The organism is Lentimicrobiaceae bacterium, assembly GCA_020636745.1.
GTDB lineage: Bacteria > Bacteroidota > Bacteroidia > Bacteroidales > Lentimicrobiaceae > Lentimicrobium.
Map to the genome: position 1 here is coordinate 186,645 of JACJXH010000007.1, position 12,029 is coordinate 198,673.

The 12,029-nt window shown below is 41.5% G+C and carries 12 protein-coding genes; 10 read left to right on the plus strand and 2 right to left on the minus strand.

Annotated elements, in window-relative coordinates:
- The first annotated feature begins 187 nt into the window (after positions 1-187).
- The 9 genes from H6541_11690 (at position 188) to H6541_11730 (ending at position 8,699) form a co-directional block, all read left to right on the plus strand.
- Positions 188-1,168 (plus strand): SDR family NAD(P)-dependent oxidoreductase, encoded by a 981-nt coding sequence (locus tag H6541_11690; GenBank protein MCB9016451.1) that lies wholly within the window; start codon positions 188-190, stop codon positions 1,166-1,168.
- A 171-nt stretch (positions 1,169-1,339) separates the two neighbouring features.
- Positions 1,340-2,332, plus strand: a complete 993-nt coding sequence (locus H6541_11695) for an SH3 domain-containing protein (GenBank protein MCB9016452.1) — start codon at positions 1,340-1,342, stop codon at positions 2,330-2,332.
- Positions 2,333-2,526: 194 nt separating this feature from the next.
- Positions 2,527-3,753 (plus strand): sigma-54-dependent Fis family transcriptional regulator, encoded by a 1,227-nt coding sequence (locus tag H6541_11700; GenBank protein ID MCB9016453.1) that lies wholly within the window; start codon positions 2,527-2,529, stop codon positions 3,751-3,753.
- The gene (locus H6541_11705; protein MCB9016454.1) at positions 3,740-4,288 is read left to right on the plus strand and encodes an LptE family protein; all 549 of its coding nucleotides are present in this window, start codon (positions 3,740-3,742) and stop codon (positions 4,286-4,288) included. The genes H6541_11700 and H6541_11705 overlap by 14 nt, the downstream gene beginning before the upstream one ends.
- Before the next feature lie 7 nt (positions 4,289-4,295).
- Positions 4,296-5,450: a hypothetical protein gene (locus tag H6541_11710; GenBank protein ID MCB9016455.1), complete on the plus strand. Its 1,155-nt coding sequence runs from the start codon at positions 4,296-4,298 to the stop codon at positions 5,448-5,450.
- A 26-nt stretch (positions 5,451-5,476) separates the two neighbouring features.
- Complete coding sequence (gene secG / locus H6541_11715; GenBank protein ID MCB9016456.1) at positions 5,477-5,803, plus strand: preprotein translocase subunit SecG; 327 nt, start codon at positions 5,477-5,479, stop codon at positions 5,801-5,803.
- A 251-nt stretch (positions 5,804-6,054) separates the two neighbouring features.
- Positions 6,055-6,333 (plus strand): co-chaperone GroES, encoded by a 279-nt coding sequence (locus H6541_11720; protein MCB9016457.1) that lies wholly within the window; start codon positions 6,055-6,057, stop codon positions 6,331-6,333.
- A 34-nt stretch (positions 6,334-6,367) separates the two neighbouring features.
- The gene (groL, locus tag H6541_11725; protein MCB9016458.1) at positions 6,368-8,002 is read left to right on the plus strand and encodes a chaperonin GroEL; all 1,635 of its coding nucleotides are present in this window, start codon (positions 6,368-6,370) and stop codon (positions 8,000-8,002) included.
- 145 nt (positions 8,003-8,147) lie between these two features.
- Complete coding sequence (locus H6541_11730; protein MCB9016459.1) at positions 8,148-8,699, plus strand: DUF4468 domain-containing protein; 552 nt, start codon at positions 8,148-8,150, stop codon at positions 8,697-8,699.
- A 9-nt stretch (positions 8,700-8,708) separates the two neighbouring features.
- Here H6541_11730 and H6541_11735 read toward each other — a convergent pair whose 3' ends face one another.
- Complete coding sequence (locus H6541_11735; GenBank protein ID MCB9016460.1) at positions 8,709-10,157, minus strand: bifunctional metallophosphatase/5'-nucleotidase; 1,449 nt, start codon at positions 10,155-10,157, stop codon at positions 8,709-8,711.
- The gene (locus H6541_11740) at positions 10,150-10,368 is read right to left on the minus strand and encodes a hypothetical protein (protein ID MCB9016461.1); all 219 of its coding nucleotides are present in this window, start codon (positions 10,366-10,368) and stop codon (positions 10,150-10,152) included. The genes H6541_11735 and H6541_11740 overlap by 8 nt, the downstream gene beginning before the upstream one ends.
- A 324-nt stretch (positions 10,369-10,692) precedes the next feature.
- Here H6541_11740 and H6541_11745 point away from each other — a divergent pair, with 324 nt between their 5' ends.
- Complete coding sequence (locus tag H6541_11745; protein MCB9016462.1) at positions 10,693-12,024, plus strand: hydroxymethylglutaryl-CoA reductase; 1,332 nt, start codon at positions 10,693-10,695, stop codon at positions 12,022-12,024.
- Positions 12,025-12,029 lie beyond the last annotated feature (5 nt).

Genomic DNA, 12,029 nt, shown 5'->3' on the forward strand with positions numbered 1-12,029 from the left:
CTGTTCGGTTTTCATTTCGTCGCGCTTTGTCTGAGATAAACTTGCTTGAATTCGCTTGCTTTGAAAGAGATTACTTTAAATGAAATGTAAAAGCCAAAAGTGCTGGATGTGCTTCAGCCGGCAAGTCAATTTTTGTACAACCAGCCTTGTGCAATTTGGGTTATTTTTGTGAACTTAATGTAAGATTATGAAAAAAGCATTGGTAACAGGCGCCGACGGGTTTATTGGTTCTCATCTGACAGAATTGCTGCTGCAGCAAGGCTATAGTGTTGTTGCCCTGTCTTACTATAATTCGTTTAACTATTGGGGCTGGCTTGAAGATATCAAGGCCGTTGAGAATCTACAGGTAGTCACTGGTGATGTAAGAGACCCCCACTTTGTCAGGCATATTATGCAGGGCGTTGATATTGTTTTTCACCTGGCTGCGCTTATTGCTATTCCCTATTCATATCATGCACCTGATACTTATGTTGATACCAACATCAGGGGAACGCTTAATGTTTGTCAGGCTGCCAAGGAACTTGGCGGAATTCGTGTGATAGTGACCTCTACGTCTGAAGTTTATGGTACAGCTCAGTATGTGCCCATTGATGAGAAACATCCCAAACAACCCCAGTCGCCCTATTCAGCTTCAAAAATTGGAGCCGATGCCATGGCCATGAGCTTTTTTAATGCTTTTAACCTGCCGGTGACCATCGCCAGACCGTTTAATACATATGGCCCCAGACAGTCGGCTCGTGCCATTATCCCAACCATTATTACCCAGATAGCTAATGGCATAAGTGAAATAAAGCTCGGGGATCTGTCACCGACCCGCGACTTTAATTTTGTAAAAGATACCGCCAGAGGATTTTTGGCCATCGCCCGTTGTAATGAAACCATTGGCAGGGAGGTCAATATTGCTTCTAATTTCGAAATTTCTATGGCTGATACGCTCAATATTATCAAAGAGCTGATGCAAAGTGATGTTCATTTTATTACCGATCATCAAAGGCTGCGACCTGAAAATTCAGAAGTGTTCCGTTTGTGGGGTGACAATAAATTGATAGTTGGCCTAACAGGCTGGAAGCCTGAATACAATATCAGAGAGGGGCTTCGCGAAACCATCAACTGGTTTGCTGTTCCTGCTAATCTGGCAAAATATAAAGCCGGTATCTATAATTTATAGATTTTTTGATTCGCTTTATTCCAGTAAACTGACATTCAAAAGGCGCTTTTCGTTACTTGTATTTCCATGCTTTTGTTAAGTATTGCTCTGCAAAAACCATTAAGCTGGTTTGCTGTTTATTTGATTGTTGATGAATGAATTGCATGAATCAAACTCAAAAAACGGAAGCTTATGGAAACAAAATTCGGATTTCACCTGATGGATATTGATGAATTTGGCAATTGGCTTGATACGCAACAGGTCAGCAGGGTTATTTCCCTTATTCAGAATCATCACACCTATTTGCCAGATTATACGCATTTTACGGGTAGCAATCATTTTGCTCGCCTTAAGTCAATGAAGGATTACCACATGGTTAACAACGGGTGGAGCAATATTGCGCAGACACTAACCACCTTCCCTGATGGCAAAGTGGCTGTTTGCCGTCCGTTAAATGAAGTGCCTGTGGGGATTAAAGGCCATAATTCAAAAGGAATATGTATTGAGCATTTTGGCAATTTTGACAAAGATAAAGACCAGATGTCGTCTGCTCATCGTCACACTATCCTTAAAATTAATGCTTTGCTTTGCCGTAAATTTAATCTGCCTGTTGATACTGACCATGTTGTGTATCATCATTGGTATGATTTGAATAACGGGATGAGATTGAATGGTGAAGGTGTTACAAAAAGTTGCCCTGGCACCGCTTTTTTTGGAGGGAATAAGGTTGAAGATGCCAATGCGGGCTTCATTCCACTGATTAAGCAGGAAATGTCGGCCCTGGGAGGAGTGGTTTCAGGTACTGTTGCTCCTGTTCATCCGGTTACTCCTGAAGCAGGAATAGTTTCTGCTTCAACACTCAATGTGCGGCAAGGTCCGGGAACCGGGTTTGGGCTTGCCGGAAAGTTAAGTGCAGGAGCCATGGTGAATATTTACGAATCTGCCGGCGGTTGGCTGCGCATTGCTGAAACCAGCGAATGGATTGCTGAAAGGTATGTCATAAAAGTTCGCAAAAGCCATGTATTGTCCGATAGTTTGAATATCAGGTCGGGCCCCGGTGCCCGGTTTCAAGCCTTGGGTTCTCTTCCGAAAAACACGGAAGTGCTGGTATACGAAACGCAAGACGGGTGGTGCCGGATTGATATCAATGAAAAATGGGTGTCAGCCCAATATCTGAGTGAATGAAAAAAAGCTGTGTTTGCTGATTATAATTGATCAATCAAATGTCATAAACCGGTGCCGTGAAATTTGCGGCACCGGTTTAATATTGTATGGCATCTCATTCGTTGACAAAATGTCAGTTTTTGCATTTTTTATGACATAAAGAGGTCATTATTTGTTAATTTTGCATTGAAATTAAAGTAAGTAGTTCAAATAAAATGGATATTCAATCACTAAAACAACGCTTTGGCATTATTGGTCATTCCCCATTGCTCGACAGGGCAATTGATATAGCCCGGCAAGTGGCAGCAACTGATATTACAGTTTTAATCAATGGGGAGAGTGGTGTTGGTAAAGAGGTTTTTCCGCAAATTATTCACAATCTGAGTGGCCGCAAACATGGCCCCTATATTGCTGTAAACTGTGGTGCCATACCTGAGGGGACGATTGATTCCGAGCTCTTTGGGCATGAGAAAGGATCGTTTACAGGCGCTCATGAAGCTCGCAAAGGATATTTTGAAGTGGTGAATGGTGGAACTATCTTCCTTGATGAAGTGGCAGAGCTGCCGTTGTCAACACAGGTGAGGTTGTTGCGCGTATTGGAAACCGGCGAGTTTTTTAAAGTAGGTTCTTCCAAGGTAATCAAAACAGATGTAAGGGTGGTGGCGGCAACCAATGTTGATATACCTGATGCCATTCAAAAAGGTAAATTCAGACAGGATCTTTATTACAGATTAAATACGGTTCCAATCTATATCCCGCCCTTGCGCGAAAGAAATGACGATATCGTGCTGCTGTTCAGGAAATTTGCGGCTGATTTTGCCGAAAAGTATCGTATGCCTCCTCTTGAACTTGACGAGTCGGCACGTATCATGCTGATGAACTACAGATGGCAGGGAAATGTCAGACAATTAAAAAACATTACGGAGCAAATTTCAATTATTGAAGAAAGCCGTCTTATAACCTCGCTTAACCTTCAGAAGTATCTGCCCCAGGAAAGCCGCGATTTGCCGGTGCTTTACCAAAAAGAGCAGGCCGGTGGAGAGTTTTCAGAACGTGAATTGCTATACAAGGTCTTGTTTGATATGAAACGCGATATCAATGAGTTGAAAAAACTTGTTGTGGATATTGTTGACCATAGCGATTTGAGCCATGAATTGCAGCGTGAACATCAGCCCATATTAACACAACTCTACAAAGAGTTTGATGAAAACTTTTCCAGCATTCCCCAGGTGGAGGTTCAGCCTCGTAACGAGCCCCATCCTTTGGATACTTTTTATACCCATGAAGAATTGGAAGAATCTCTTTCTATTCAGAAAAAAGAGGTAGACCTTATTCGTCGTGCCATTGAAAAACATGGTGGAAAACGTAAAATTGCAGCCAAGGAACTGGGCATTTCCGAACGTACGCTTTATAGAAAAATCAAGGAATATGGTATTGAATAGTCAAAACGGCACTGGCATTCGGAAAAAAACAGGCCTTCTGAGCCTTCTGATAGTTTTTTCTTCAATGGTGTTCATGCTTTCGGGTTGTGGAGTTTATTCATTTACAGGGGCATCGGTACCTCCTGAGGCAAAAACTGTTTCTATTTCCCTGTTCCCGAATAAGGCACAACTTGTTCAACCTACGCTTAGTCAGCAATTTACCGATGCCTTGCGCGATAAATTTGCTTCACAAACCAACCTTAATCTGGTTCCACGTGGCGGAGATCTGCATTTTGAAGGCGAAATTACCGGTTATACTACTGAGCCAGTGGCTATTACAGGTGAACAGCAAGCTGCACTCATCAGGCTCAAGATTACAGTTAACGTCAGGTATGTTAACAAATTCAGCACAAAAGATAATTTTGAAACTTCATTTTCCCGTTACGAGGATTATAGCTCAAGTCAGAATCTTTCATCAGTCGAATCTGACCTGATTACTAAAATCAATGAAGCGCTTGTAGAAGATATTTTCAACAAATCAGTGGTAAACTGGTAATTTTAAAATGAAACCTTCTCAGTTTAGTTCGTACATCCACAATCCATCCGCTTTGGGTGCTGAAAGCCTTCCTGTTCTGGAACAGGTGGCCAGAGAGCTGCCTTATTGCCAGATTGCGCAAATGATGTTGGCGCTGAATTATAAGAAGGTAAATAGTATCCGGTATAACAATCAGCTCAAACTGGCAGCTGCATGTGCAGGCGACCGAGGGCGGTTACGTCATTTACTTGAATCGGCTCATGAGCAGGATACTATCCGGGTGCACGATGATGCCAGGCAAGCCGAGACTCCAGTTGTTGAGATAAAACATGTTGATATTCAGGTGAATCAGCCTGAAAGTATTGCTGTCGCACAAGATGTTGCAGAGGGTAATGCAGCAGGAAGCCCAGCACCTGTTGAACTGGCTGACATGGATGATGTATCAGTTGTTAAGCCGGCTTCTGCGCCTGAATTGGATGAAATTGCCCAGCTTGTTAAAAAAGAACATGCCGCAAAGGAAGATGAAGAAAAGTATCTTCGCCATTTGCAGGAAATTGTTTCAAAAAGACTTGAAGAAATTTCAAGAGAAACTCACAATGCTGAGCAGTCTGCTTCTGCTGCCCTTGTCTCTGAAGAGATTGCCGAAGAGCAGTCTGTGGAAGAAACGGCAGTTGATTTTCCGCCTGAATTTCAGCAGCCCGGCGAAGAAGTTTCGGAGGAAGAGTCGGATGAGCAGCCAGATACTGAAGAGAATGAAAGATTTCCTGATGATTTGCTGCTGGCCGGCATGAGCATGGCTTCGTACAGTCTTGAACAATCGTTGAATAGTGAGGCTGAAGATAATTCAACAAGCCACGCTTCAGGCAATGCATCAAATATCGGATCAGGTTCCGATCCTTCAGTCAATAACAGGAAAGAGGAACTCATCAACAGGTTTATTGAAACAGAGCCGCGCATTAGTCAGCCAAAGCGTGAATTCTTTAGCCCGGTTGATAAAGCCAGGCAAAGCAGTGTGGAACATGATGATATTGTATCGGAAACGCTTGCCAAAATTCAACTGCTTCAGGGCAATGCAGATAAGGCTATAAAAATTTATGAAAAATTAAGTTTGAATATTCCGGAAAAAAGCGCTTACTTTGCAGCCCAAATTGCAAAAATTCAGGAAGACCGTATGAACGGTTGAAATTAACGTAAATAACACATAATCAAATGGGAGCTTATATCTTAGTTTCAGTGCTTATTCTAATCGCCTGTGTACTTCTGGGCCTTGTTGTATTGGTTCAAAACTCAAAGGGTGGTGGACTGGCTTCAAATTTTTCATCATCGAACCAGTTTATGGGCGTTCGGAAAACTGCTGACTTCCTCGAAAAAACAACCTGGACTCTGGCAATTATTCTTCTTGCGCTCAGTCTGTTTTCAATTTTTGTAATCCCACGCAATGCCAATGTGGCCCGCTCAACAGATACCGAATTACGTCAGTTGATTAACGAGCAGTCAGCTCCTGTTCAGGATTTTGAAGCTCCGCCAGCAGAATAATATTTTTATTGTAATGACGAAAAATGTCAGATTGTCACGGCAATCTGACATTTTTTTTGTCTTTAAGTGACGGTTATTGATAGCCATTTCAAATTCAAATATTTTGTTTTGTGTTCATAATCAGGTATATATAGGCTGTCTGCGCATCTGTTTAAAGTAAACTTGTCTTTTTGGGGATGTTTGGCACAAAATATGACAAAGCCGTGAAGTAGATTTTAATTATTAACCGTAAACCAAAAAAATCCATAACAATGACACAAGTGAATGTAAAACCATTAGCTGATCGTGTTTTAATTGAACCAGCTGCTGCAGAAGTAAAAACAGCCGGTGGTATTATTATACCCGACACTGCCAAAGAGAAACCCCAGAGAGGAACCGTTGTAGCCGTTGGCCCGGGTAAAAAAGATGAGCCTGTCACTGTAAAAGTTGGTGATGTTGTGCTTTATGGAAAGTATGCCGGTACCGAAATCAGTGTTGAAGGCAAAGATTACCTCATTATGCGTGAATCGGATATCGTGGCAATTATCTAATTTTTCAGATTGTAAATTTTAAATTATTGATAAAATGGCAAAACAAATTGTTTTCAATATCGAAGCCCGCGAAGAGCTGAAAAAAGGGGTTGATGCCCTTGCCAATGCGGTAAAAGTAACACTGGGTCCTAAAGGCCGCAATGTGATTATTGATAAAGCTTATGGTGCTCCTGTAGTTACCAAGGACGGTGTAACTGTTGCAAAAGAGATTGAATTAAAAGAAGGTATCCAGAATATGGGTGCGCAAATGGTGAAGGAAGTTGCTTCCAAAACTGCAGATTTAGCTGGTGATGGTACAACTACAGCCACTGTTCTTGCTCAGGCTATTGTTACTACCGGTATGAAAAACGTAACTGCCGGTGCCAATCCAATGGATTTGAAACGTGGTATTGACAAAGCTGTTGCCAAAGTGGTTGAGCACCTGAAAACAATGTCAATCAAAATTGAAGAAGGTAGTGAAAAAATTACTCAGGTTGCTACCATTTCAGCTAACAACGATAGCTTTATAGGCGAGAAAATCGCTGAAGCGATGAATAAAGTTAAGAAAGAAGGAGTGATTACCATTGAGGAAGCCAAAGGCATTGAAACTACTGTAAAAGTAGTGGAAGGAATGCAGTTTGACAGAGGTTACATTTCTCCATATTTCGTAACAGATACCGAGAAAATGGAAGCTGTTTATGAGAAACCTTTTATCCTGATTTACGATAAAAAGATTTCTGTCATGAAAGATTTTCTCCCCATTCTCGAAAAAACCGTTCAAACAGGTCGTCCGCTTTTAATTATAGCTGAAGATGTTGATGGTGAAGCTCTTGCTACATTAGTGGTGAATAAAATCCGTGGTTCGCTCAAAATTGCAGCTGTAAAAGCTCCGGGTTTTGGCGATCGCCGCAAGGAAATGCTTGAGGATATTGCTGTTCTCACTGGCGGAACCGTTATTTCAGAGGAAAAAGGTTATAAACTGGAAGATGCAGATCTTTCGTACCTGGGTCAGGCTGAGAAAATTTCTATTGATAAAGAAAATACAACCATCGTTAGCGGCAGTGGTGCCAAAGAAGATATTGCAGCACGCGTTAGCATGATTAAAGCTCAGATTGAAACAACCACTTCTGATTACGATCGTGAAAAACTTCAGGAACGTTTGGCTAAACTTGCCGGTGGAGTTGCTGTTATTTATGTAGGCGCTGCCAGTGAAGTTGAAATGAAGGAAAAGAAAGATCGCTTTGACGATGCATTACATGCAACCCGCGCTGCCATTGAAGAAGGAATTATCCCCGGCGGAGGTGTAGCGTATATTCGTGCCATCTCAGCTCTCGAAAATCTGAAAGCTGAAAATGAAGACGAAGAAACCGGTATGGCTATCGTAAAACGTGCACTTGAAGAACCATTGAGGCAGATTGTGGCCAATGCTGGTCTTGAAGGATCCGTTATCGTACAGAAAGTTCGTGAAGGAAAAGGTTATTTCGGATTTAATGCCCGCAGCGAAGTGTATGAAGATCTGATGCAGGCTGGTGTAATTGATCCTACCAAGGTTTCACGCGTTGCCCTGGAAAATGCAGCTTCTATTGCTGGAATGTTGCTCACTACCGAATGCGTTCTTGCCGACATTAAAGAAGATAAAGAACCTGCTATGCCTAATCCTGGTATGGGTGGTATGGGCGGAATGTACTAAAATACTTTTTCTGTCGTTATATATTGCAAAGCCCCGTTTTCACGGGGCTTTTGTTTTATGAGCAGTTATATGCTTGTGAAAATGATTATTTTTGTACTGAAGTAATGTTGAACCCGGGTTGTACCGATATTCAAAACTCAGAAAGATGAAAAACAAATGGCTATGGGTGCTGCTTTCAGCGCTGATTTACTTTACATTATCTGCTCATGCACAAGAAGTTGCACTTCCTGATTTTCCAATAGATAAAGATACCCAGTTAATTACTTATCAGGAGGTTGTGCAGGAACCCGGCACAGCTGATGAGTTGTACATCCGCTGTATTGACTGGATTAATAAATCATATAAAAACCCCGCGGATGTATGCAAGGTGCGCAACCGCGAAAGCCAGGTGATAGAAATCCTTCACCGCATTGAGCTGTTTAATTATGATGGAGATGCCAAACTCAATGCCGGAATTGTAAACTATACGCTTAAGCTCGAATTTAAACCCGGCAGGTATCGCTATACAATTACTGACCTTACTCTCAGACAGGCTTCGCGTTACCCTGTTGAGCGCTGGTTTGATAAAAGCGATAAAATGTATTCGCCTTTATGGGATTCATACCTGGTTCAGATTGATACTTATGTTAAAAATCTGATTAGCGATCTGAAAGCCGGTATGGCGCCTGTGCCCGAAAAGCAGGAGGTAAAATGGTAGAGCCGGAATTTACCTGAATTTTATAAAAGCTCTTTTTACACCTGCGTAATTCATCTCTTTTCTTTCGGTAATCAAATTGATGAGGGCCTGGGCGGTAGTTATATATAATGATTTGCCCGGGTCTTTGTGGTCAAACTGATAACTACTGGCAATATAGCTGCTCAATCCTGCCACAAATACACGATTCTCGTCGCAGATGCTCCCATCGGGCATGGTTAGTTCCACATCCAGTTTTTGATTGGTTGTGTCAGCTATAATTGTATATTGAAGGCCAGATACCTGAAGATCCAGGGTGTTTTCACGTTTATAGGCCGAAAGTATCAATGATTTGATCTCTGCAACTGAAAGGTTGAACTGAATAATTTCATTTCCGAAAGGATCCAGTTTGTAAATGTCTTTCATGGTAATATTGCCTTTGTTCAGGTTGTCAATTCTTATTCCTCCGTTGTTCTGAAAAGCAACTTCAAGAGGAGCAATTGCAGTAATACCGTCAGTTATCATACTGCCAAGTTCGTCGTTCCCGTTGATGTCAGCCTTGGCTGTACCAATAACGCGGTTAAGCTCGGGATTATCATTAAATGCTTCAACTCTTTTGTAAACAGCCGAATCTAACCGAGGATAATCAATCACACTGATAATTTCTCCTTTTTTATTCACAACCTTACCATCAACCAGCTGAAGCGTGGTTTTACCAAGGTTTTTGAGATTAGAGCCTGCCTGCATTATCAAAACCCCGTTAAACTCTTTCGGATTGCTCACCAGGGTATGGGAATGGCCGCCAAGAATCAAATCTGGCTCGGGGAAAATTGCTGCAAGCTCAATATCTGTTTCATAACCCAGATGCGTCAGCGCAATGAAAATGTTGCAACTGTCGCGCAACCACCTGTACTCTGTTGCCTTTTTTAACGGATCGCTGAAAATAACACCTGTTACTTTTGTAGGATGGGTGTCTGGTATTCCGGATGAATTTACCTGGATAAGTCCCAATACACCAACTTTTAAACCATTTTTTAGTGTAAAAATCTTGTAAGCTGGAGGATTTAATCCTGATGGGTCAGCAGAACTAATATTTGCACTTAGCATAGGGAAATTGGCTTGTGCAAATCTTTTCCCTTGCGTCTCCTGTCCGTAGTCAAATTCATGATTGCCAATAGCCCCTGCAGTGAAGTCTATTGAATTCATCAGGTCAATCATTGGAAAGCCCTGGTCGGGATATTGGTCAACAATGGGGTTGCCTGTGAAGTTATCACCGGCAGTAAAAATCAATACGTTTTCATTTTCTTTCCGGATATCATCTACCAATGCCTGAAACCTGGGGAAATTGTCAATTTTTGCGTGCATATCGTTTACCGATAGAACCACAATGGTGGTTGTATCACCTTTGCTTAAGGCAAATGAGTAATGACCCGCAAGTGAAATTAACAGAACAATACCGAATTGTAAAACACGTTTAATCATAAGAAAGTGAATTTGATTTGTCAATGAAATAAAAATGGCTTTGCGCGCTCAGTTCTCCATCAGGCTCAATGATATTGCCATAATTGTCAACAACGATTGGCAACTCTTCCGGAATTGTTTGGTGAAGAACTCTGTAATAAGATCTGATGGCATCTATTAATTTTGCTCCTTCAAATAATGAAATGGATATATTGTTAACAAAAATGACCATTACTAAATGCTTTTACCTTGTCAATAATACGAAATTTATCTTAATGTTGAGCCAATGGTCAATTAGGTTCTGCCGCTCTTCTCATCGCCTGTTGTTTTAAACGGCTTTTTAGCCCTTTTTGTTTAAGAAAAAGCTATTGAACATTGAACAAAAACAGGCAAATGAAGTTTATTGCATAGTTTAATCGCTGCTTACAATTGATTCAGTTATTAAAGGGCGATTCTTTTGTTATCGCCTTTTACAATTTGATAATTTTGCAGCGGAATTAAAAAACATCAGGTTTCTGAGATGATAAATGCAGAAGGCTGGTTTAACACTCTGTAAATGAATAAAATAAAAATATTGTCAGGGTTTTCCAAACTCTCTAAAAACAAGAAACTCGAGCTTATAGCAAGTGGGTCGCCCAATCCTGCAGAAGTTATAGCACAGCTTAAGTCTTTTTGGCATTCTGATCCTAAAGTGCAGAAATTGTTTGATGAGTTCAGTGAAAATACACTTACAAATTACTATTTCCCATATGGTTTGGCACCTAATGTATTGCTGAACGGAAAGATGTATATGGTTCCGATGGTGATTGAAGAAAGCTCGGTTATAGCTGCAGCGTCGAACAGTGCCAAATACTGGGCAGGAAAAGGCGGATTTCACAGCGAGGTTATTTCGGTTACCAAAATTGGGCAGGTGCACTTTAACTGGTCGGGCAATTTTGCTGAATTAAAAAATATGTTTCCCCAATTGCGAAAGTTGTTGCTTGATCGCACTGCTGCAATTACCGCCAATATGGAAGCCCGTGGAGGAGGTGTTTTAAGTATGGAGCTGGTCGATATGACCCACGAACTTAAAGATTACTATCAGTTATTGGTAAAGTTTGATACCCGTGATTCAATGGGCGCTAATTTTATTAATTCCTGTCTCGAAGAGTATGCCGCCGGAATAAGGGAGTTTGTCAATGAAACCGCATATTTCAGCCGAAAGGATTTGAAAATCATTATGTCTATCCTGTCAAACTATACCCCTGAGTGTTTGGTAAAAACCTGGGTTGAATGCGATGTGGCAGATCTTTCTGATATAAGTGAGGAGTTGAGCGGGGAGGAATTTGCCTGGAAATTTGAGCAGGCCGTAAAAATTGCACACATTGATGTTTACAGGGCAACCACACATAATAAGGGAATTTTCAATGGAATAGATTCTGTTGTTCTGGCTACCGGAAATGATTTCAGAGCCATTGAGGCCTGTGGTCATGCCTGGGCAGCACGCAGCGGAAAATACCGAAGCCTGACTGATGTAAAAGTAGAAAACGGAAGGTTTCATTATAGCCTCACAGTTCCTATTGCCATTGGAACAGTTGGGGGCTTAACCTCTTTGCATCCAATGGCGCGGTTTTCGTTAAATTTGCTGGGAAATCCACAGGCACCTGAGCTTATGCAGATTGCTGCTGCTATTGGGTTGGCCAACAATTTCGGAGCTATAAGGTCATTAACAACCAAGGGGATTCAGGTGGGACATATGAAAATGCATTTGCTGAACATTCTGAATGTCTTTAATGCCAGCGAATCGGAAAAAAACGGGGCTGTGGAATATTTTAAACATCATAAGGTAACACACAATGCTGTAGCAGCTTACATTCAGGCTGGCAGAATTGCACAGGCCAATAATTAATTTTT